At 49.8% G+C, this 23,135-nt stretch carries 15 protein-coding genes; 13 read left to right on the plus strand and 2 right to left on the minus strand.

Annotated elements, in window-relative coordinates; translation table 11 throughout:
- The first annotated feature begins 77 nt into the window (after window positions 1-77).
- The 10 genes from MHH48_RS10105 to MHH48_RS10150 all read left to right on the plus strand — a co-directional run bounded on the left by MHH48_RS10105 (window position 78) and on the right by MHH48_RS10150 (window position 19,699).
- A complete protein-coding gene (locus tag MHH48_RS10105) occupies window positions 78-1,901 on the plus strand; it encodes a sensor histidine kinase (protein WP_076320673.1) in 1,824 nt (607 codons plus the stop codon).
- Window positions 1,894-3,405, plus strand: coding sequence for a response regulator transcription factor (locus tag MHH48_RS10110; RefSeq protein ID WP_076320674.1), 1,512 nt, complete (start codon window positions 1,894-1,896; stop codon window positions 3,403-3,405). Before MHH48_RS10105 ends, MHH48_RS10110 begins: the two co-directional genes overlap by 8 nt.
- Before the next feature lie 127 nt (window positions 3,406-3,532).
- Window positions 3,533-5,008 (plus strand): ABC transporter substrate-binding protein, encoded by a 1,476-nt coding sequence (locus MHH48_RS10115; RefSeq protein ID WP_076320675.1) that lies wholly within the window; start codon window positions 3,533-3,535, stop codon window positions 5,006-5,008.
- Between the two features lie 139 nt (window positions 5,009-5,147).
- The gene (locus MHH48_RS10120) at window positions 5,148-6,077 is read left to right on the plus strand and encodes an ABC transporter permease subunit (protein ID WP_179090580.1); all 930 of its coding nucleotides are present in this window, start codon (window positions 5,148-5,150) and stop codon (window positions 6,075-6,077) included.
- Window positions 6,078-6,130: 53 nt separating this feature from the next.
- On the plus strand, window positions 6,131-7,027 hold the full coding sequence (locus tag MHH48_RS10125; RefSeq protein ID WP_076321299.1) for a carbohydrate ABC transporter permease: 897 nt from the start codon (window positions 6,131-6,133) through the stop codon (window positions 7,025-7,027).
- A gap of 26 nt (window positions 7,028-7,053) precedes the next feature.
- Complete coding sequence (locus MHH48_RS10130) at window positions 7,054-9,351, plus strand: glycoside hydrolase family 3 N-terminal domain-containing protein (RefSeq protein ID WP_076320676.1); 2,298 nt, start codon at window positions 7,054-7,056, stop codon at window positions 9,349-9,351.
- Between the two features lie 3 nt (window positions 9,352-9,354).
- Window positions 9,355-12,468, plus strand: coding sequence for an alpha-mannosidase (locus tag MHH48_RS10135; RefSeq protein WP_076320677.1), 3,114 nt, complete (start codon window positions 9,355-9,357; stop codon window positions 12,466-12,468).
- Between the two features lie 20 nt (window positions 12,469-12,488).
- Entirely contained in the window at window positions 12,489-13,808 is a 1,320-nt protein-coding gene (locus MHH48_RS10140; RefSeq protein WP_076320678.1) for a glycoside hydrolase family 125 protein, read from the plus strand.
- Window positions 13,805-16,942, plus strand: a complete 3,138-nt coding sequence (locus tag MHH48_RS10145; RefSeq protein WP_076320679.1) for a beta-galactosidase — start codon at window positions 13,805-13,807, stop codon at window positions 16,940-16,942. Before MHH48_RS10140 ends, MHH48_RS10145 begins: the two co-directional genes overlap by 4 nt.
- A 21-nt stretch (window positions 16,943-16,963) precedes the next feature.
- Window positions 16,964-19,699, plus strand: coding sequence for an alpha-mannosidase (locus tag MHH48_RS10150; RefSeq protein ID WP_076320680.1), 2,736 nt, complete (start codon window positions 16,964-16,966; stop codon window positions 19,697-19,699).
- A gap of 206 nt (window positions 19,700-19,905) precedes the next feature.
- On the opposite strand, the gene MHH48_RS10155 is transcribed toward MHH48_RS10150, so the two are convergent.
- Window positions 19,906-20,067 (minus strand): hypothetical protein, encoded by a 162-nt coding sequence (locus MHH48_RS10155; protein WP_179090567.1) that lies wholly within the window; start codon window positions 20,065-20,067, stop codon window positions 19,906-19,908.
- A gap of 178 nt (window positions 20,068-20,245) precedes the next feature.
- Window positions 20,246-20,749: a L,D-transpeptidase gene (locus MHH48_RS10160; protein ID WP_306023904.1), complete on the minus strand. Its 504-nt coding sequence runs from the start codon at window positions 20,747-20,749 to the stop codon at window positions 20,246-20,248.
- A gap of 345 nt (window positions 20,750-21,094) precedes the next feature.
- On the opposite strand from MHH48_RS10160, the gene MHH48_RS10165 reads away from it, so the two are divergent.
- From MHH48_RS10165 to MHH48_RS10175, 3 genes are read left to right on the plus strand one after another with little or no spacing between them, the layout of a single operon-like run.
- Window positions 21,095-21,721 (plus strand): TetR family transcriptional regulator, encoded by a 627-nt coding sequence (locus MHH48_RS10165; RefSeq protein ID WP_076320683.1) that lies wholly within the window; start codon window positions 21,095-21,097, stop codon window positions 21,719-21,721.
- A gap of 22 nt (window positions 21,722-21,743) precedes the next feature.
- A complete protein-coding gene (locus MHH48_RS10170) occupies window positions 21,744-22,304 on the plus strand; it encodes a GNAT family protein (protein ID WP_076320684.1) in 561 nt (186 codons plus the stop codon).
- 45 nt (window positions 22,305-22,349) lie between these two features.
- Window positions 22,350-23,135: an ABC transporter ATP-binding protein gene (locus MHH48_RS10175; RefSeq protein ID WP_076320685.1), complete on the plus strand. Its 786-nt coding sequence runs from the start codon at window positions 22,350-22,352 to the stop codon at window positions 23,133-23,135.

Here is a 23,135-nt window from a genome sequence, read left to right on the forward strand (position 1 = left end):
CCATTGATAACGCTCTGCTGATGTTATTATTTAATAGGTTAAGCAGTAACAACGTTTACATCAGGAAGGGGAAACCAATGTCTCCTGCTAAGTTTTATCAAAAATATATTAAAAATAATATGTTTACCAAAATGCTGCTGTTAATCTCCTTGATTGCGGTGGTTACCATCGTCACCTTATCTTTTCTCATGTATTACTTCTTGTTTCAATCGGCCGTGCGCAGCGAACTCGACATTCAGCGAAGAGCGGTTGAACGGGTGGAGCGGCAATTGAATCAAAAATTTGAGAATGAGCAGTCCTATGTAAATGACTTGTACCGCAACAGTTCTCTAGGGATTGACACTTCCTATTTCCTCATGAACTCGTTTGATGAGTACATGGCCAAGCGAATGGATCGGATCGCGGGTGGCGGGCAGTCCAATTCAGACAGTGTGGTTGCTTACTTCAAGCAAAGGCTGGACGACGACCCGGATATTGAGAATATCATGCTGTATAGTGCCGAGAAACAATATGTATATGTATACAAGCAGGGCAGCATGACAAGGCTCTATCAGGCGAATGCCACGCATTCGTACATTCCTGATGTGATGGCGATGGAAAGCCAGAGCGTCACGCTGCCGAATCTCTGGGTGCGTAAGCTGGCCGGAGATGTGAATTTGCCGTTATTCTCGATCCGGAGCCCGATCAATGATATGACCACATACAAGAATTTGGGGCAGTTGGTTATTTTATATCGAACGGAAGCGCTGGATGCTGTCCTGAACAGCGGCGAAGATCCCCTGAAGGGATCCGTGCTGGTCTTGTCGGGTGACGGCCGTGTGATGTTTGATTCTTCCGGCAAATATTACGGGAAGAAGTATCCTTATGCCGACCGGCTGCTGAATTCCAAAGATACCGTGAACCTAGATGAGGAATCGTACATTACAACAGCGGCTCACAATCAGGCAGGGTATACGGTGGTCGGAATCACACCCAAACGTGAGATATCGGAGTCCTTCCATGGTTTGCAGAACACCATCATCATTGCGGCCCTGCTATGTATTGTCGTTGCGGTATTCATTCCTTCGCTGACAATCGTGAATTACTCCAAGCGCACCGATAACATTATCCGTTTTATGCGCAAGGTAGAGAAGGGGGAATTCGTTGCCCGGATGCAGGATACCAAGGAGGATCAGCTAGGGCAAATTGCGGGCAGCTTCAATGAGATGCTGGATGAGCTTTCCCGGTATATCGACAAGGTATATAAGGCAGAGATTAACCAGAAGAACGCGGAGCTGTCTGCACTGCAAGCGAGAATTAACCCGCATTTTTTATACAATACGCTTGAAGTGATTCGGATGAGAGCTCTTTCGCAGGGGGCTCAGGATGTCGGTGATATGATCTACAGCTTGTCGATGCTTTTCAAGAATATCGTTCAGCATAAGTCCCACTACACATTGAAGGATGAGTTGGAGGCGTGCAGGCTCTATCTGGAGCTGTTTCGAATTCGCTATAAGGACAAGTATATTTATAAAATGCACTGTGAGGAACAAATCAAACATGTGCCGATGATGAAAATGTCGCTGCAGCCACTGATTGAAAACTACATCGTTCATGGGCTGCGCAGCGACCAGGATGATAACTGGCTAACGGTTAACGCGTCGCAGCAGGATGATGATGTCGTAATCGAGATCAAGGATAACGGGAAAGGGATCGAGCCAGAGCAGCTTGAGGAGATCAAATCCCGGCTGGAAATGGCCGAGTCGAGTGAAGAATCATTTGGTCTGCGGAGTGTGAATGAGCGATTAAAGCTGACGTTTGGAAGTTCGTACGGAATGGACATCCAGAGTGAGCCGGGCAGCGGTACAACGGTGACAGTCAAATTTCCGGTGACAGAAGGGAAGCTGAATAACGATGTATAAAGTGTTTATCGTGGACGATGAACCATTTATTATAGAAGGATTGGTTGACGTCGTGGATTGGTCGAAGTATGGCATTGAGGTGGTGGGGCATGCGGAGAATGGCCGTCAGGCGCTGGAGAAGATGGCGGTCATTCCGGTTGACATTCTCATCACGGATATCTCGATGCCTGTCATGACGGGACTTGAATTGATTGAAGGCGCACGAAAATTGAACCACAATTTAAAGGTAATCATCCTGAGCGGCTTCGACGATTTTGCCTATTTGAAGGAAGGCATGCGTCTGGGGATCGAGAATTATTTGCTCAAGCCGATCAATCTGAAGGAATTGGAAGAAACGATTGCCAGCACAACGGATAAAATGAACAAATCCAGAAGAGAAATGAGACTGGACGAGTACGACATTAACGTATTGCGGAGCAATATCCTGTACCGCTGGATCACGGACCGGATTGAGCCGGAGGAACTGGAGGAGCGCACGACCCTTCTGGGGCTGAATCTGAATTTGCCGTATGTCATGGCGTCTATCCTGAGAGCGGATTTCACGCCGCTGGAGAATAGCCTGTATCAATTAATGGATCAGGAGCCGGGTGTCCTGTATTTCCGGGACAACGACGGCGATCACGTGGTGATTTTTATGATGAAAGATCCGGACACGGAAAAAGCGAGAGCCATTCGGCTGCTGCAGCAGGTGCGCGAGCAATGCTACGAAGAGGAGCTGTCCATCTCGCTTGGCAGCGTGGAAAGTCTCGGCGGAAATTATAAGGACAGTTATCTTCATGCCAAGGAGGCGCAGGAATACTATCTTGTTCTGGAGCAGCCCTCCTACGTGGATTATGTTGATGTTCAAGCCAAGAAGGGGGAAGCGGCGGAATCCTATTCCGTGCAGTGGCCCGAGTATGCCAAAGGCATCGCCGGTAGGGACAAGCAGGTGCTGTTTGATTTGATCGATAGTGATTTTGATCGGCTTCGCCATACGCAGGGGATGATCCCGACGACACTCAAGAGCATCGCGGTCGAGATGGTCATTCGCCTGAAACTGGAGCTGAACGATATCCAATACACGGCTGCCCCTGATTTTGTGAAAAATACGATTACGGACATTATGGATTCCGTATCGATCGACGATCTGATTACGGCTGTGAAGGATGGGGTAGGCGGGCTGGTTGATTCGCTCAACAATGATGTGAAGAGCCCTGTCATCCAGCAGATTCTGCATCATATCCAGCACCATTATAATGAGGATTTGTCGCTGAAGGTGTTGGGCGCTCAGTATCATATTCATCCCGTCTATCTGGGGCATCTGTTCCATAAAGAGACGGGAGAGAACTTTACGGAGTATATTAACCGGTACCGGATTGAAAGAGCGAAGGAGCTGCTCCGAAACTCTTCAACGAAAGTACAAGATATCGCAAAAAATGTAGGTTATTGGGAAACCGGTTATTTCTATAAACAGTTCAAAAAATTTGTCGGCGTATCGCCGAGGGATTTCCGAGGAATGCTCTGATTGATTTAATCAGAGTTTTTTTCTTTATTTTCACCATAATACCTTTAATTTTTCGCCTATGTGAAACTGCTTTCATGGGATAACCTTATAAGTGTAGAGACACAAGGATTCAAAAGGGAGGATAAACATGAGTAAATCGAAAAAGAAATGGCTCCTGCCCCTAACGCTTTTATTGTCCGCATCCATGCTGTTGTCGGCATGCGGGGGCAACAAAGAGAGTGCAGGAAACGGCGGGGGAACTGCCGAGAAACCGGTTGAGCTGATCTGGTACACCATCGGAACACCTCAAAAGGATGTTGACAAGGTTGAGGAAGAAATCAATAAATACACTGCTGAGAAGATTGGTGTAACCGTTGACATGAAAATGATCGACTTCGGTGATTACAACCAGAAGATGCAAGTAATGGCAGCTTCCGGCGAACCGATGGATATCTTGTTCACAAGCTCATGGGCGTTTGACTATGTGCAAAATGCACGTAAAGGCGCATTTATGGAAATGGACGAGCTGATTGAAAGTCATGGACAAGGCATTAAAGACGCGATTGACCCTGCGTTCCTGGAAGGTTCCAAGGTTGATGGTCACAACTATGCGATTCCGGCAAACAAAGAGCTTCCTGCTCAAGAAGCATGGCGCTTTAACAAAACATTGCTTGATAAATACAACCTCGATATTTCGAACGTGAAATCGATGGAAAGCTTGGAGCCACTGCTGAAAACGATTAAGGAAAAAGAACCGAACGTCGTTCCTTTGGCAATTAGCAAAGACTTCGGTCCATTGCTTCCGTTTGACTACATCATCGAAAAAATGCCAATGGCCGTTTACCTGGATGACAAGGAAGATCTGAAAGTTGTGAACTTCCTCGAAATGCCAGAAACAATGGACATGCTTAAATTGATGAACAAGTACTACAAAGCGGGATACATTTCCCCAGAAGCAGCTACAACAACTTCGACGCAAGATCTGATGACTTCCGGCAACTGGTTCGCAGACCGTGCGGCAACGCAGCCGTTCGCAGATAATCTGTGGAGCCAAAGCTACGGCTATCCGGTAGTGTCCACTTCGGCTGGCGATGCAACGATCTTCAACTGGTCGGTAATGGGTTCGATGCAAGCGATTTCCGCTAACTCGAAATACCCTGAGAAAGCCATGGAGTTCCTGAACCTGCTGAACACAGACGTATATCTTCGTAACCTGGTTGACTCCGGTATCGAAGGCGTACACTACAAAAAGCTTAGCGAGAACGTAATGGAAAACTTGCCAGAATCGAAAAACTACGACATGCCTACCTTCGCGCTTGGTAATGTCATGCTGACTTACTTGAATCCTGAGGATCCTGAGAACAAATGGGAAGAGTTCAAGAAGTTTAACGAGTCCGGCCAGGCTGCTCCGCTTCTCGGTTTCAACTTCGATCCAACCAAAGTATCCACAGAGCTCGCAGCAGTCAACAACGTAAAAGAAGAGTTCTGGGCACCGCTGATGACAGGTACCGTAAATCCTGAAGAGTTCCTGCCAAAAGCGAATCAAAAGCTGAAAGCCGCTGGTCTGGACAAGATCATCGCTGAAGCACAAAGCCAAATTGATGCTTGGAAAGCAAGCAAGTAATAACAATGCATGAAGCGGTCTTTCTTGTCCCAAGGACAGCAGATACCGCTGCAGTATGAACAAGGACGGGGCGGCGGATGTTCACCGCCCTTCTTTTGTTCATTCATGCACATCACGAGGAGGGGTAAGCGTGAGAGCGATCGGACAGTTTTTCAAAAATATTATGACGAATAAGGCCATGCTGTTCATGGTTTTGCCGGGGACCCTATGGTTTCTCTTATTCTCATATTTGCCCATGTTCGGGACCATTATTGCATTTAAGGAATACCGCTTTAGCCGGGACGGCTTCTGGGCAAGTATCGTTAATAGTGAATGGGTAGGATTCCAAAACTTTAAATTCCTGTTCAGTACCAACGATGCTTACATCATTACGCGCAACACCGTACTTTATAATTTCGTGTTCATCATTTTGGGTCTCATTCTATCCGTAGTACTGGCTATCGTATTGTCCGAAATTGTGAATAAGAAATTGGCGAAAGTCTATCAAACGGGTATGTTTCTGCCGTACTTCTTGTCTTGGGTTATTGTAGGTTATTTTGCATTCAGTTTCCTGAGCATGGATAAAGGGATGTTGAATCAAATCCTGGGATGGTTTGGCATGGAGCCGGTTCAATGGTATTCCGAAGCCAAGTATTGGCCGATATTCCTGACGTTAATCAGTTTGTGGAAATCCGTTGGTTATAACAGTGTCGTTTATCTGGCGGCGATTATGGGGATCGACAAATCCTTGTACGAAGCGGCGATGATTGACGGCGCGAACAAATGGCAGCAGATTAAAGCCATCACGCTTCCGATGCTGAAACCGCTGATGACCATTTTGACTCTTCTTGCGATCGGTAAAATCTTCTACGCTGACTTTGGTCTCTTCTATCAAGTGCCAAGGGATTCGGGAACCTTGTATTCCGTAACGAACGTTATCGATACCTATGTATATCGTGGTCTGAAGACAACAGGCGAGATCGGAATGAGTACTGCTGCGGGTCTGTACCAGTCGGTAGTCGGATTTATTCTCGTTATGGTATCGAACTATATCGTTCGTAAATATGACAAGGATAATGCATTGTTCTAATCGATCAATCTACCAAGAAGGGGGTATGTGACGTGTTCAAATCTAAAAGCAAGATGAAAGATTTCCATCAGCTTTCATCCGGGTGGAATGTCGTGTTCAACCTGATTGCCGGTATTTTCTCGTTCCTGTGTGTATTTCCGTTTTTGTTCGTCATGATCATTTCATTTACGGATGAAGGCGCCCTTGCCCGCAACGGATATCAAATCTGGCCGGAAAAATGGAGTCTGGAAGCCTATAAATATGTATTCCAAACGGGCGATACACTCCTTCGTTCCTATGGCGTTACGATCTTTGTAACGGTAGTGGGGACGTTGATCAGCTTGTTTATTATCTCGTTGTATGCTTATGCCATCTCTCGTAAAGGGTTCAGATATCGGAACTTCTTCGCGTTCTTTGCGTTTTTCACGATGCTGTTTAACGGGGGTCTGGTACCGACTTATATCGTTGCAACGCAATTGCTCGGTCTGAAAGATTCCATCTGGGCTTTGATCCTGCCATTGGCACTCAACGCCTTCTATATTATGATACTTCGTACGTTCTACAGCACCAGCGTTCCGGATGCCATCATTGAATCCGGTAAAATCGACGGTGCGAGCGAGTTTAAAATTTTCTACAAGCTGGTATTGCCGCTATCCTTGCCGGGTCTGGCAACCATCGGATTGTTCAGCACCTTGGGTTATTGGAATGACTGGTTTAACGCATTGCTCTACATTGATGATCCGAACCTGGTTCCACTGCAATCCATGCTCATGCGGATTGAAACCAGCATGCAGTTCATCTTGCAGAACTCTCAGAATTCATCCCTTAGCATGGCCGCTCTGCAGAGCATGCCGCAGGATACTTCGCGGATGGCGATGGTCGTTCTGGCAACCGGACCGATTATTCTGGCCTATCCGTTCTTCCAGCGCTATTTCATTCAAGGTCTGACCATCGGCGCGGTTAAAGAATAAATTCTTCATGTACCGGAGGGTATGAGATGACTTATAAAGATTCCAGTAAACCCATTACGGAAAGAGTGGAACATCTTCTTGGCCTGATGAACCTGAAGGAAAAGGTTGGGCAGCTGATTCAGCCGTTCGGCTGGAAGACCTATGAAGTGAATAAAGGTCGGATTACATTAACGGATTCATTTAAAGAGCAAGTGAAAAATGGCGGCGTCGGATCCCTTTACGGGACCCTGCGCGCCGATCCATGGACCGGTGTAACACTTGAGACCGGTCTTTCTCCGCGTGAAGGAGCAGAAGCCGTCAATCACATCCAGCGGTACGCCATTGAGGAATCACGTCTGGGTATTCCGATTCTGATCGGAGAGGAATGCTCACATGGGCACATGGCCATCGGCGGCACGGTTTTCCCGGTCCCGCTGTCCATTGGAAGCACATGGAACGTGGATTTGTACCGGGATATGTGCCGTGCCGTGGCGCTCGAAACGCGCAGCCAAGGCGGTGCCGTCACCTATTCCCCGGTCCTCGACGTCGTGCGCGATCCAAGATGGGGCCGTACCGAGGAATGCTTCGGCGAAGATCCATACCTGATCAGCGAATATGCGGTCGCATCGGTTGAAGGCCTTCAAGGCGATTCATTGGACAGCCCGAACAGTGTTGCTGCGACATTGAAGCATTTTGTGGGTTATGGGAGTTCCGAAGGCGGGAGAAATGCGGGTCCCGTGCATATGGGAACACGTGAATTGATGGAAGTGGATATGCTGCCTTTCAAGAAAGCCGTGGAGGCAGGAGCTGCATCCATTATGCCGGCCTATAATGAAATTGACGGTGTGCCTTGCACCGTTAATACCGAGCTCCTTGACGGCATTCTCCGCAAGGAGTGGGGTTTTGACGGCATGGTAATTACCGACTGCGGTGCCATCGATATGCTGGCCAGCGGCCATGATACTGCTGAAGACGGAATGGATGCCGCTGTTGAGGCGCTTCGTGCCGGTATCGATATGGAGATGTCAGGCGAGATGTTCGGCAAGCATCTCCTGAACGCGATCGAGTTAAACAAGCTTGAGATTGCCGTACTGGATGAGGCCGTTCGCCGAGTATTGACCTTGAAGTTCAAGCTCGGATTATTCGAGAAGCCATACGTGGATCCGCAGGTAGCGGAGGAAGTTATCGGCAGCCAGCAGCATGTCGAACTTGCCAGACAGCTTGCGGCGGAAGGCATCGTCCTGATCAAGAATGAAGGCCAGGCGCTGCCGTTATCCAACGAAAGCGGCGTGATTGCCGTCATTGGACCTAACGCCGATCAAGGATACAATCAGCTTGGAGATTATACGTCTCCGCAGCCGCCGGCAAGCGTGACCACCGTACTGGGTGGAATCCGCGCGAAACTGGAGGATGAAGCTGAACGTGTATTATATGCACCGGGCTGCCGCATTAAGGATGACTCCAGGGAAGGCTTTGAATTCGCACTAGCTTGTGCGGATCAGGCCGATACCGTGGTCATGGTACTGGGTGGTTCCAGCGCACGCGACTTTGGCGAGGGCACGATCGATTTGCGCACAGGGGCATCGAAGGTTACAGACGACGCTTTAAGTGACATGGATTGCGGTGAAGGCATCGACCGAATGACGCTGCAGTTATCCGGCGTTCAATTGGAATTGGCTCAGGAGATTCATAAGCTTGGCAAGCGGATGATCGTTGTGTATATCAACGGTCGGCCCATTGCGGAGCCGTGGATCGACGAGCATGCGGATGCCATCTTGGAAGCATGGTATCCGGGCCAGGAGGGCGGTCATGCGGTAGCGGACATTTTGTTCGGCGATGTGAATCCGTCCGGTAAACTGACGATGTCGATACCGAAGCATGTCGGACAGCTTCCGGTTTACTATAACGGCAAGCGGTCGCGCGGTAAGCGTTACCTCGAAGAGGATTCCCAGCCGCGTTATCCGTTCGGATACGGGCTCAGCTATACCGAGTTCAGTTATTCGGATATTCAAATTACCCCAGAAGTAATCAGAACGGGCGAAACGGCTGTTGTCTCCGTGAATGTTACAAATAGCGGCGACAGGGAAGGATCCGAGGTTGTACAATTGTATGTGAGCGATGTGGCCAGCAAATATACGAGACCGGCCCGTGAGCTGAAGGGCTTCCGCAAAATCTCTCTGCAGCCTGGAGAGCGGAGCAAGGTGGAATTTACCGTCGGTGCGGAACAGCTTCAATATATCGGTCAAAATTACAAGCAAGTGGTTGAACCTGGCTTGTTCCGTATCATGGTTGGCAGACATGTGAACGATACGCTGAGTGCAGATCTGACTGTACAGGAGGGTTAAGGAATGGAACGCATTCGACGTTTTATACGCGAACTTTCGGAGCGGCAGTGGCTCGAGTCAGTAGAGCTTGGAGAGTGGAACATTACCCGAGCTACGTACATGGTTCCGGGCGTGTATGAAGATAAAGCCCTTTATACGGAAGGACAAGACTTCAACCGATTCCCGAGCACACAGGGGACAACCTATTTCTTTCGGAGGAACCTTGAATGGCCCACGCACTGGGTGGACGGAGCGATCGGACTTGTGTTCCACTCCGGGGGCGAGGGCTTACTGCGCATAAACGGAGTATCTTATCAGGGTTTGGATCGTAATCATACCTTCGTCAAGCTTGATCCGAAACGCACCGGCTTGAATATGGAGCTTGAGATCGAGTTATACGATCCGATTCCGGAGCCGGTGGACCCGCTGAATCAGCAGGCTGTCATTCAGCCTCCGATTACTAAGGTGCAAAGCTTGCTTGTCAAGGTGAACGTGTCCGTTCAGAGCCTGATGTACACCGCGACCGTGATTCGGGATTCACTTATCCTGTTGCCGGATAGCGATATGCGGCGCATCCGCTTAATGGAGGCGCTGTATCAGGCGATGGACCGCTTTGTCAGCCTGGATGACGCCGCCATCCGGGACGGCGCTCAGGTAACCGGGATTGAGCATGATCTGAAACGGAGCGTTGCTGCCATTGGCGGCCATGCTGAAGGCACGGAGCATATGGTGGGTCAATCACATATTGACATCGCTTGGCTGTGGCCCGTCCGGGAAACCGTACGTAAAACAAGCCGGACCTTCTCCACCATGGATGCGCTGATGAATGAATATCCCGAATTTAAGTACGCGCAGAGCCAGCCTTTGCTATACCAATTCCTGAAGGATCATGATCCTGAGCTGTACGAGAGAGTGAAGGCTAGAATCAAGGAAGGACGCTGGGAGCTTGTCGGCGGGATGTGGGTCGAACCGGACCTGAACATTCCGAGCGGGGAGTCCCTCATGCGTCAATTGCTATACGGGCAAGGCTTCTATCAAGAAGAGTTTGGCCGGACATCTCATATTGAATGGTTGCCGGATACATTCGGATATTGTGCATCGCTGCCTCAGATCTTGAAGCATGGCGGCATTCGTTATTTCATGACAACCAAGCTTGGCTGGAACGATACGAATGTGTTTCCTTATGACCTGTTCCATTGGGTTGGGATCGATGGAACACCGATGTTATCCTATCTCAATCATGGCGTGAACGAGAACACGCTGCCCAAAGATGTTCACGAGCATTGGCAGTCATACCGCCAAAGAGACGTTCATCCGGAGCAGATGCTGCTGTATGGACACGGTGACGGCGGAGGCGGCGTAACCCGCGAAATGTTGGAATATATCGACCGTGCCGAGCTTATGGTCGGTCAACCGGCCAGCAAGTATAGCACAGCTGCCGAGTTTTTCGGCGGGATTGAGGATGCACAGCCGAAGCTGCCTCAGTGGCGCGGGGATTTGTACCTCGAGCTTCATCGCGGCACCTATACAACGCATGCGCGGAACAAGCGTCATAACCGGAAAGCGGAAATCCTGTACCGCGAGGCGGAGTTATGGAATTCGGTGGCATTTCCGTCGATGGACAATGAGCAGCGGCAGGCGATTATGGGCGAGCTGCATGACGGCTGGAAGTTGATTTTGCTGAATCAATTTCATGATATTATCCCGGGCTCTGCCATTACGGAGTCTTACGTCACCTCTGAGAAGGAATACGCAGAGGTGTTCCAAAAAGGAAATCATAGCCTCCGTCTTGGGCTTCAAGTATTGGCGGATCAGGCCGATACAGAAGGGGAAGGTATTCCGTATGTCGTCTTTAACGGACTTGGATGGAGCAGAGATGCCGTCATTTCGATTGAAGCAGAGCAGGGCTTTGCGCCGTATGATTCGGATGGAGCGCTACTGCAGTACGATGCGCGAACAGAAGGAAACAGTAAAACTTCTCACCGCTTGAATGTTCATGTTCAAGGCATCCCGTCTTTGGGATACAAGACCATTTGGTTGAAGCCTTTGGCAGGAAACAAGGCGGTGGCGGAGAATTCTACTACAGTGTTCGCAGATTCCTGGGAAACGGATTATTATAAGGTCAGCTTTAATGAGCGCGGGGAAATCACGAGCCTGTGGGATAAAGAGGCTCATCGGGAAGTGGTCAAGCCGGGCGAAGCCGCAAACCGCTTCCACTTCTTCCATGACCGTCCAACGCTGTGGGACGCATGGGACATCGATACCCGTTATGAGGAGCAATTAGCCGGAGAGGCGGAGCTGATCGAGAAGAAGCTCGTGCAAGCGGGTGAGGTACAGGATGTGCTGCGTTTCCGCTGGCGTATCCATAACTCGGAGATTATGCAGGACATGATTTTTTATCATCATGACCGGCGGATCGACTTCAAGACGCAAGTCAGCTGGAACGAATCACACAAACTGCTGAAAGTCGGCTTCCCAATCGGGGTCGTTGCCGATAAGGCTACGTATGAGATTCCGTTCGGGGCCATCGAGAGACCGACCCATCGCAATACAAGCTGGGAACAGGCGCAATATGAAGTCTGTGGCCACCGTTTCGCGGATGTGTCGGAGCATGGATACGGCGTCAGCCTCATCAACGACTGCAAGTACGGGTATGACATTCAGGACAGCACGATCCGGTTATCCCTGCTGCGCGCACCGAAGTGGCCCGACGTCACGGCAGACTTGGGTGAGCATGAGTTCACGTATTCCTTATACCCGCATAACGGAGACTGGAGAAGTGCCGGAATCGTCCGTAAAGCTGCCGAGCTCAATCATGAGCTTCCTTGCGTAAGAACAAGTTCGAATCAGGGTACTCGGCCTGCTGTTCATTCATTTATTCCGTTCGAGAGCCATCATGTAATCCTGGATACGGTCAAACCCGCAGAAGACGGTTCAGGGTATATCCTTCGGATGTACGAATCTGCGGGAGGCAGAGATAATGCAGCACTGAGCTGGCCTTATCCTTATGAAAGCGTCCATTTATCCAACGCCTTGGAAGAAGAACTCGAACAACTGGATACCGCAGAAGGAAGGTTAACCCTTCGATTCATGCCGTATGAGATCAAAACCATCAAATTGACTACACATCATACTTAATTAAAGGAGCCAGAACAACCATGGAACAATTCAGACTCCCCAAAATACCAATGCCGGAGCTTGAGCTGCCGCAATCGATTCAGGCGGTTCTGCAAGAGGCTGAAGAAAAGCTTGCGCACCGTCCCAAGCTGCTTCAGCTGTTCAAGAACTGTTTCCCGAACACACTGGAGACAACAACCAAACTGATGGAGGATGGCACAACATTTGTGATTACCGGTGATATCCCGGCCATGTGGCTGCGCGACTCGGTAGAACAGGTGATCCATTACATTCCGTTTGCGAGGAATGATCTGCAGCTGCAGCGGATTTTAAGCGGATTGATCAAACGCCATTTTCAATATATTCATATCGATCCTTATGCCAATGCCTTTAATGAATCGGCGAATGATTGGCATTGGAACACAACCGACGAAACTGAAATGTCCCCATGGGTGTGGGAGCGCAAATTTGAGATTGATTCGCTATGCTTCTCTGTTCGCTTGGCCTACCTGTACTGGAAGGAAACCGGCCTTACGGATGTGTTTGACGCCAACTTTAAGTCGGCTATGATTAAGATTATTGAGCTGTTTAAAACGGAACAATACCATTTCGAAAAATCGCCTTACCGTTTCACACGGGATAACGGAATTCCAACGGATTCCTTGCGCAATAACGGGCTCGGCATGCCGGTGAATTATACGGGCATGATCTGGTCCGGCTTCCGTTCAAGTGATGACGCTTGCGATTTCCACTACAATATTCCAGGCAACATGTTCGCCGTTGTCGCCTTGCGTCAAATGCAGGAATTCGCGGAATGGGTATTCCGGGATATGAAGCTGCTCGATGAACTGAAACGACTCGAAGCCGACGTGGATCACGGAATTCAGTTGTACGGCATTTACCGTCATCCGGAGTTTGGACCGATTTACGCCTATGAAACAGACGGTTACGGAAATTACTGCTTGATGGATGATGCGGGAACACCTGGATTGATGTCCATTCCTTATCTGGGTTATTGCTCTGCAGATGATCCGATCTACCAAAACACCAGACGGTTTGCGCTAAGCAAAGAAAATCCTTTCTACTACGAAGGCGCTGTTGCCAAAGGAATCGGCAGTCCGCATACGCCGCCGGATTATATCTGGCATATGGCCTTGTCCATGCAGGGAATTACGGCACAGACGGCAGAAGAGAAGCTGCAGATGATTGCATTGCTGGAAGCAACCGATGCCGATACCGGATTTATGCACGAAGGCTTCCATGCCGACGATCCGAAAGTTTTCACCAGATCTTGGTTTGCCTGGTCCAACAGCCTCTTCTCGCAATTGGTGTATCAGGCGATGAAAGCAGGGATTCTATGAGCGGGCGTCTGATTGTATTTTATGATCCGTCCTTTCCGGCAGCAGAAGCTGCCGGTTTGCCGGCTAGCGCGGCGGCTCTGAATGCATTCGTCGTTTGCCGCGCTGAGAATTTGGCTGAAGCACTGGAATCTGCAGGAGGACAGGGCGCAAGCTTTGTCAATTTGCATGCGCCTTACTTCCCGAAAAGCGCCTGGAGAGCGATCCTGGACTTTCTGAGAAATGGCGGCGGCTTGGTCAGCATTGGCGGCGCACCTTTCAAGCGTCCTGTCCGCATGGAGGACGGCGTTTGGGTGGTGGAGCACGAACAGACGGCATACCATCAGCAACTCCACATACATGAAGTGCTGCCAGTGGACAGCGGACGCGTCGACCATTTGACTTCCAGTGACGTTATTCCCCTTATGGAGAGCAGCCGGGAGCGGTTATCCATAAACGATACGTGGAACCTGGTTCCACATGTCACCAAAAGCAGTGATTTGCCGCATCAGATGGGATCGGCGGGGCCGATGGATACGCGGATTTATCCGCTCCTTAAGGGGAGCACAGCGAAGGGAAGAGAAGTCGCGGCTCCTGTCGTTCTGTGGGAAAATGTCGGCGGGCCATTCTTGGGCGGACGCTGGCTGTTTGTGAATCAGCCTCTCTCTGCTTCATTCTGGGAACAGGATGGAGGCGAAGAGGTGCGCAGCTGGGCGGCATTCTGTGCGAAGGGGATTACCGAGCTGTGGATCAAGCCGAATTATGCGACCTACGAGTCTGGCGAGCGTGCGATCCTGACCCTGCAGGCACAACGGCTTGGCCGGAAACTTTCCGAACAAGAGCCGCAGAGCTGGACGTTCCGCATCTCCGTCCAACACGACCAAGATGAATCCTTATCATGGAATCATTCCGAGAAGGTGGATGTGACCGGACAATTTCATGTACAGCGCATTCCGGTTATGCTGGATATCAAGCCGGGGTCTTATCGGGTGGTGTGTGAAGCCGAAGGACCGGATGGAGAAATCCGCAGGCTGAAACAAGGGTTCTGGGGAGCGGATTCCGAGCTTTTGCAGGCGGGTACGCCTGTAACCTGCAATCGGGATTACTTCATCAAGGATGGTCGCCCACTGCCTGTTGTGGGGATGACTTACATGACGTCCGATGTAGCGCGTAAGTTCCTGTTCCTTCCGAATACGGATGTGTGGGATCGCGATATGGCGCAAATGCGGGGTGCGGGCATCAATTGGATTCGTACCGGGATCTGGACCGCGTACCGCAATATTATGCAGGTGGACGGGCATGCATCCGAAGAGGTTTTGCGTTCGATTGACGCCTTCCTGTTAACGGCGAAGAAGCATGATTTGCAGGTAACATTCACGTTCTTCTCCTTCACGCCGGAGACTTGGGAAGGCCAAAATCCTTACCTCGATCCGCGAAGCGTGGAAGCGCAGAAGCGTTTCATACGTTCCATCATTAGTAGACATAAAGATACGAAGAATGTGGACTGGGATCTGATTAACGAGCCATCCATGTTCGATCCGCCGCAGATTTTCTCGGACGGCCCGCGTTCCGCGAAGGATCCGTTTGAGAAACAAGCTTATATCGAATGGCTGAAAAAGCGTCATGGTTCGATTGAGCGTCTGCAGGAACGTTGGAATATGACAGCGGATCAGCTGCCGGGTTTTGACTCCGTGGTTCCGCCGGAACCTCAAGTCATTAATTTTGATGTTCAAGACATGCATCAAGGGAAAAAAGGCACACAATGGCTCGATTATGTACTGTTCTCGATGGACATGCATAACCGCTGGGCCAAGGAATTATATGACGATATCAAAGAGGTATGCCCGGATCATATGGTTACCGTTGGACAGGACGAGGCCCTTGGGGCACAGCGTCCATCTCCGTTCTTCTATGCCGAAGCCGTAGACTATACGACGGTTCACTCCTGGTGGTTCAACGACTATTTGATCTGGGACGGCATATTTGCCAAAACGCCGGATAAACCGAACCTGATTCAGGAAACAGGCATCATGTACGTGGAGACACCGGATGGCCGGGCGAAGCGAAGCGAAGCCGAGCTTCGGAATCTGCTGGAGCGCAAGTATGCTTACGCCTTCTCCACAGGAGGCGCTGGAGCCATTCATTGGATCTGGAACACGAATTTCTACATGGATAATGCCAATGAATCGCATATCGGAGCTGTCCGCGCTGACGGCACGGAGAAACCGGAAGCGGATGTGTCGTATGATTTCGGTGCCTTCATGGAAGACATCCGGGACATGTTTAAAGGCCGGAAGCTGGAGGAAACCGCGGTCATTTTCCCTTATTCGAACGATTTCTCGAACCGGAAGCTCGCTTTTGAAGCGACGACCAAGGCGACGCGCGCGCTTGCTTACGAGCTGAACGTGCCGTTCCGTGCTGTCGGGGAGTATGATTTAAGCTCGCTGCGTAACCATCCGGTGAAATTCATCATTCTGCCGAGCGCGCACAATGTCGATGACCAGGCGTTTGCTGAGTTGATGGATATCGTGAAGGAAACGGGAGCTACATTGCTTCTGACGGGTCCAATTGGTCTGGATGCATATTGGCATCAGGTCGATCGAATGACAGAGGAGCTGGGCGAGCGGAAGCTGGCGAATGTGCGCCGGGAAGAAAGCTTGCGCATTGGGGACCGTACATGGTCTGCATCGTATGGACATCGGAAGATTGCCGAGCTGACCAAAGAAATTCCGGCAGGCAGCGGGGCGAAACCGGCCGATATGGCTGGCGATTCCATCGTGGACGTGAAGCTTGGGGCAGGACGTCTTCTCTGGAGCCCGCTTCCTGTTGAATTGAATGATCGAATCGACACCATTTCGGCTTTATATCGGTATGCATTGGAGCTATCTGCTGCCGACACAGGGCTCATCTGGAATCAAGGCGGAGAACATTCTGGCGTATATGGACGCAAGGTAACGTTTGAAGAAGGAGCACTCTTCGTATTCGGCTCGGAGCAATCGTGGGACACGAACGTCGAGGTAAAGGATCCTTCAACAGGACTCATCTATTCATTCGTGCTGGAAGCGGATCGTTCGATCTTGTTTGCAGTAGATGCAAGCGGTGACCTGTTATCGGTGTACCGCCCGGATGAGGTCGAAATCACAGTATCGAAGGGCTAACATAAGGGGGACTAAGCAGAGATGGATCAATCCAGAAAAGCACATATTATTTCGCATACTCACTGGGACCGCGAGTGGTATTTACCGTATGAAAAGCACCATGTGCGGCTGATCGAGCTCATGGACAGCTTGCTTGAGACGATGGAGAAGGACTCGGAATACCGCAGCTTTTTCCTTGATGGCCAGACGATTATTATCGAAGATTATTTGCAGGTAAGACCTGAGAAGAAAGAGCAGCTTGAGAAGCTGATCACGGACGGACGCATCATTATCGGTCCATGGTACATTCTGCAGGATGCCTACCTCACGAGCAGTGAAGCTAACGTGAGAAATATGCAGATAGGACACCAGGATGCCGAGCGATATGGCACGGTTGCCAAAATCGGTTATTTCCCGGATACATTTGGACTTACAGGCCAAATTCCGCAGTTGATGCTTCAGTCCGGCATTGATAATGCCTTCTTCGGCCGGGGCGTAAAGCCAACGGGCTTTAACAATACCGTCTCCGACAGCGGCTATGAGTCTTCATTCTCAGAGCTGATGTGGGAAGGTCCGGACGGCTCCAAGGTGCTGGGCATCCTGTTTGCCAACTGGTACAGTAACGGTAACGAGGTTCCCGTTGATGAAGCGGAAGCGAAGGCATTCTGGGACCGCAAGCTGGCGGATGCCGAGAAGTATGCTTCCACACCTGAGCTGCTCTATATGAACGGGTGTGACCATCAGCCGATACAGACCGATCTTCCGGAAGGCATCCGTACAGCGAAGAAGCTGTATCCGGATACGGAATTCATTCATTCCAATTTTGACGATTACCTGACAGCCGTTCGGGAGAAGCTGCCGCAAGATCTTTCCTCCGTAAAAGGAGAGCTGCGCAGTCAGCGTACCGATGGATGGGGTACACTTGTGAATACCGCTTCGGCACGCGTATACCTGAAGCAGATGAACCAGCGGGGCCAGACCTTGCTGGAAAAAGTGGCCGAACCGCTTGCATCCTACGCCAGCCTGCTAGGCAAGGAGTATCCGCATCATCTGTTCACCTATGCGTGGAAGACGCTGATGCAGAATCATCCGCATGACAGCATCTGCGGCTGCAGCGTGGACGAAGTTCACCGCGAGATGGTGACCCGCTTTGAGAAAAGCGCGCACGTGGCTGAAAATATCGTGGACGATAGCGTTCGCGTCATTGCCGATGCGGTTGACACAACCGCCTTCGAACAATGGGGATCCGATCCGCTGCCGCTTGTTGTATTTAATACGACGGGATGGAGCCGCAGCGGTACGGTCAGCATTGAGCTGGACGCGAAACGCCTTTATTTCCGGGAAGGTTACTCTTTGGAGGAAACCAGCCGCCGGATGAAGGAAATCGACTTGTCCGGCCGTGTGCTGGTTAACGCTCAAGGTCAAGCTGTACCTTGCACCGTTGAGGATCTGGGTCTTCAGTTCGGGTACGATCTGCCGGACGATCGTTTCCGCCAGCCGTATATGTGCCGCCGAGTGAGACTCACCTTCGAGGCAAGCGCGATCCCAGCAATGGGTTTAACTACTTATGCTTGGGTGAAGAGCGAGGTGAAGCCTGCCGAGGTAGCATCCTTAATCAGCATGGCCAATGTGATGGAGAATGAGCTGATCAAGATCGAGATCGCTGAGGACGGATCCTTCTCCTTGACGGATAAAAAGAACGGACAAGTATACCGGGATCTGGGCGTCTATGAAAATACCGGAGATATCGGTAATGAATATATGTACAAACAGCCGGATGGCGAAGCAGCATTGACCACGAAGGGCCAAACCGCCCAAATTTCGGTTCTGGAAGATACGCCTTACCGCGCATCCATTGAAATCGTTCATAACTGGTCCATTCCGGCTATGGCGGACAGCAAGCTGGATGAAGAGCAGCATGAGCTCATCTATTATCCGAACCGCAAAGCGCAAAGATCGAGCGATATGGTGCCACTGCGTATTCGTACCGTTGTCAGTCTGAACCGCAGCGGTAAAGGCGTGGAGATCGAAGCGACAATGGATAATCAAGCGAAGGATCATCGGGTGCGTGCATTGTTCCCAACGGATCTGCAGGCATCGTCCCATAACGTGGATTCCATGTTTGAAGTGGCAACTCGGGATAATGAACCTGCTGCCGAATGGGAGAATCCAAGCAATACGGCTCATCAACAGGCATTCGTTGATGTCTCGACAGCTACTGCAGGATTGACGGTAGCTAACCAGGGCTTGAATGAATATGAAGTCCTGCGTGACGGCCGGAATACCATCGCTGTTACATTGCTTCGTTCCGTAGGCGAGCTCGGTGACTGGGGGTACTTCCCTACGCCTGAAGCTCAGTGCATCGGCGTGCATACGGTACGTATGGAGGTCATTCCGCATCAGGGCGACGGCATGAAGTCAGGCGCATACGCCGAGGCTTACCAATTCCAAATCCCATGGACGGTTGCACAGACCGGGGTCCATACCGGCGCTGTCGCATCGACTTCCGCACCGTTTGAATGGAGCCATGAAGAACTTGCGTTCTCTTCCCTGAAAGTGAATCCGAAGACCGGGGATCTGATGCTGCGCTGGTTCAATATGGCAGGCACGGATACTGAGCTGAAGCTGAAATCTTCTCTACCTTCCCAGGGTGTGTATAAGAGCTCTATTCTGGAAGTAGAGGGAGCGGTTCAAAGCTTTGATGGCGATGGAAGCTTCACGCAGCCGGTTAAGCCTCACGAAATCGTAACACTGGGAGTTAAAGTTTCGGTCAAGTAAGCATTTATTATGATATAGTGCTGGGAATGTTGTTGTACATCTCGGTCCAGCAAAGCCCGATTCCGAAATTACAGGGATCGGGCTTTACTGTCTTGCCTAATGACAGGCAGATTCCTGAACGCTCTGAAATATATATAATGAAAAGGCTGCTCTCCCTAGGTCTTTGCGGACGGCTGGAGGGCAGCTCTTTATTGTACTCGGCTTAATTATTGATTTTTCCCTTGGTTTTGGTCTTTCTCGTAAGCAATCAGGGTGATATCTTTGCCTGTAAGCTCGGCAATCTTGGTCTCGGCGTCTTCAATCGCTTTCAAGGTACCTTCATTCCCATTGAGTGAGGCAATTTTATATTCCTCCGAATGAATGTCCATGTGAATCCCCCCTTAGATGGTTGATAACAAATATAATGATAAGTTATCCTATACAAGATGGTTACATACCTGGTATTCAAAGAATTGGAATGAACTTGAGGAATGGAGCGGAGTATGGTTCCTAAACGTCCAATTTAAAAAAGCCAGACACATGAAATGTGTTTGGCTTTTTGCGTTCTTATTTTTGGATGAGGACGGGGGTACTCATTTTCACCTTGTCGTAAAGCCAGCGTACGTCTTTATTATGCATCCGTATACAACCTGCCGACACGTACTTGCCGATCGAGTTGGCGTTGTTGTTTCCATGTATGGCGTACGCGTAGCTAACTCTACCGTTCACTTTCACATTAATGCCGAGCCAGCGATCCCCAAGCGGATTGCGCGGGTCTCCTCCCTTGATGCCTTCCTTGTAGTAAGGTCTGTTCTTCACTTTTTCGTGAATTCTGAACAGGCCTTCCGGCGTATAGGAGGGTTTTTTGCCTGTAGCGACGGGAAATGTTTTTATGACCTTACCTTTTTCATAATACGTCAGTTTGTTGGTGGATTTATCAATGACGATAAACTGTGCGTACTTGGTGTACTTACTGTCCAGCTTCTGTCCGGAAGCGCCTTGGGATACGGCGGGGAAAAAGAAAACCAGCAGTAAGGTGAAGATCAGTATGCGGCTGATGCCCTTAATGATGTCCGATCACCTCTTTTCGTTCTCCCCCATATATATGCAGCTATTCGCGAATGTTGACGGAAATGTGCATAAGCCGAAAAATAGAACAAGTTGTTTTCAAAGAGAGATATAAGGGCGCGGAGGGGACATTCTATCGAATATCGGATCGTGGCTTGGCTGTACGCAAATGACCTCCTGAAGGGATTTCTTCAAGAGGGTTTTCGTGTTCATTATGGCAACCACTTGAAATCGACACTAATGTCGTTTATGATGAAATGAGTTAAAAAACGACATTTCTGTCGTTTGTATTGAGGTGAAGTTCATGGAATCGATATTGATGTTAAAGGGCGGAAAGAGGGATGACTTATGTGTCCAAGGGTTAGTGAGGAATATAAACGGGAGAAAAAGTTTGAAATATTGACTGCAGCCAGGCGTGTCTTTATCAGAAAGGGCTACACCCACACCGTGATGCAGGACATTATGGATGAAGCGGGCATGTCCCGCGGAGCCGTGTATGCGTATTTTGATAATGTGGAGCATGTGTTTATAGAGGTTCTGCGTTTTGACGACCAAGAGACGCTCGGTTTTTTTGAACCGGATCCGCAATATCCGATATGGAATCAGTTGATGGACTGGGTTCAGAAACAGCAGGGTGATATTTCGCTAATCCAGCATTCGCTTGTATTGGCCAGGGCGGAATTTTTCCTGTCTTCCTCTTATGTTCATGCCAAGAAGGAGTATCCCTATATAACTGAACGTTATCAGCTGACCGTTGAGGCCATGGGCCGGGTCATTCGGAAGGGCAAGGAGCAAGGGGAGTTTCGGCCACGATTGGAACCGGATGCCATAGCACGTTATATGATTTCGTTTCTGAACGGACTGATGCTGGATACCTTCCAACTCGGACCGACGGTGACTTGCGTGCCGGAGCAGCTGGAAACCTTTATACATTCTCTTAATGCAATGTTAAATCCGATAACACTAGAACCATGATGATGGAAAGGGTGCTTTTTGAATGCTATTTGAATCTGCTAGACTTGCTTGTCGAAAAATGACGATAAACGACGCGGAGCTGTACCATTCCTGGCGCAATGACCTAGAAGTGATGCAATCCACCAGTCCCAACCTGGATACTTATCAACTGGAGGAGACAAAGGACTTCGTTCAGCAGGTGATCCTGGGTTCTTCCTCCTCGAAGAGCTATCTGATCCAGTTGAAGGAAACCGGCAGACCGATTGGCATCATGTCATTGATTCATATCGATACCAAGAACCGGAACGCGGAATGTATCATCGACATTGGCGAAAAGACCTATTGGGGCAAGGGTTACGGCTTTGAAGCGATGACGCTTTTGCTTGATTATGCTTTTTTGGAGCTGAATCTGCACCGGGTAAGCTTGCAGGTATTTTCCTTCAACCATAACGCGATCAAACTGTATGAAAAAATCGGATTTGTCCAGGAAGGCAGCTCCAGACAGAGCTTGTACCGGAATGGCGTCTGGCATGACATCGTACACATGGGGATATTGCAGAGCGAGTATATGCGTCAAAAGGTTGATTTTCCCTCCCTTCCATAATAAGGTAGGTATGTGAAGACAATGAGGGAATGGGAGAATAATATCATGTCTGAAAATGAAGTGTTATTGATTCAAGACCTGCGCATGAAATATGATAATCGTTATGTGCTGAACGGTATCGACTTGGAAGTACGCCGCGGCGAGATGATTGGATATATAGGTCCGAACGGCGCGGGGAAGAGCACGACGGTCAAGATTATGCTTGGGCTGGTTGAGGGGTACACGGGGACAGTGCGCATATTCGGTCAGGATATTTCCGATGGGAATATCGATTATAAACGGAGAATCGGATATGTGCCTGAGGTGGCGGAATTGTACGATCAGTTAACGGCAGCCGAGTATTTGACTTTTATAGGCGAGTTGTACGGACTTACATATGATGCAGCGGATTATAAGGCGAAGCAATTAATGGATTGCTTTGACATGGAAAAGGCTTATCACTCACGGATCGCTACGTTTTCAAAAGGAATGCGGCAAAAGGTGCTGCTGATCTCGAGCCTGCTGCATGATCCTGATCTATTGTTCCTGGATGAGCCCTTAAGCGGGCTGGATGCGAACAGCGTGATGGTAGTCAAGGAAGTACTGGCCCAGCTGTCTGCCCAGGGCAAGACGATTTTTTATTCCTCACATATCATGGACGTCGTTGAGAAAATCAGCAGCCGGATCATTCTGCTCGCTGACAGCCGGGTAGTGGCGGACGGAACGTTCAAAGAATTACAGCAGCATTCCCATGAGGGGTCCCTGGAAGAAGTGTTTAATCAGCTGACGGGGTTCCATGACCATGCCCGTATTGCAGAACGGTTCGTATCGATCGTTCGGGAGGGAAGCTGA

It is taken from the genome of Paenibacillus sp. FSL F4-0100, from assembly GCF_037993005.1.
In the GTDB taxonomy this organism is placed as follows: domain Bacteria; phylum Bacillota; class Bacilli; order Paenibacillales; family Paenibacillaceae; genus Paenibacillus_AQ.

Coding starts and splice junctions, on each gene's coding strand:
- MHH48_RS10155 (WP_179090567.1), bottom strand. CDS start 20,067: ATGGACATTCATTCGGAGGAATATAAAATTGCCTCACTCAATGGGAAT.
- MHH48_RS10130 (WP_076320676.1), top strand. CDS start 7,054: ATGACTTATAAAGATTCCAGTAAACCCATTACGGAAAGAGTGGAACAT.
- MHH48_RS10170 (WP_076320684.1), top strand. CDS start 21,744: ATGCTATTTGAATCTGCTAGACTTGCTTGTCGAAAAATGACGATAAAC.
- MHH48_RS10175 (WP_076320685.1), top strand. CDS start 22,350: ATGTCTGAAAATGAAGTGTTATTGATTCAAGACCTGCGCATGAAATAT.
- MHH48_RS10115 (WP_076320675.1), top strand. CDS start 3,533: ATGAGTAAATCGAAAAAGAAATGGCTCCTGCCCCTAACGCTTTTATTG.
- MHH48_RS10150 (WP_076320680.1), top strand. CDS start 16,964: ATGGATCAATCCAGAAAAGCACATATTATTTCGCATACTCACTGGGAC.
- MHH48_RS10110 (WP_076320674.1), top strand. CDS start 1,894: ATGTATAAAGTGTTTATCGTGGACGATGAACCATTTATTATAGAAGGA.
- MHH48_RS10125 (WP_076321299.1), top strand. CDS start 6,131: ATGAAAGATTTCCATCAGCTTTCATCCGGGTGGAATGTCGTGTTCAAC.
- MHH48_RS10140 (WP_076320678.1), top strand. CDS start 12,489: ATGGAACAATTCAGACTCCCCAAAATACCAATGCCGGAGCTTGAGCTG.
- MHH48_RS10165 (WP_076320683.1), top strand. CDS start 21,095: ATGTGTCCAAGGGTTAGTGAGGAATATAAACGGGAGAAAAAGTTTGAA.
- MHH48_RS10135 (WP_076320677.1), top strand. CDS start 9,355: ATGGAACGCATTCGACGTTTTATACGCGAACTTTCGGAGCGGCAGTGG.
- MHH48_RS10145 (WP_076320679.1), top strand. CDS start 13,805: ATGAGCGGGCGTCTGATTGTATTTTATGATCCGTCCTTTCCGGCAGCA.
- MHH48_RS10105 (WP_076320673.1), top strand. CDS start 78: ATGTCTCCTGCTAAGTTTTATCAAAAATATATTAAAAATAATATGTTT.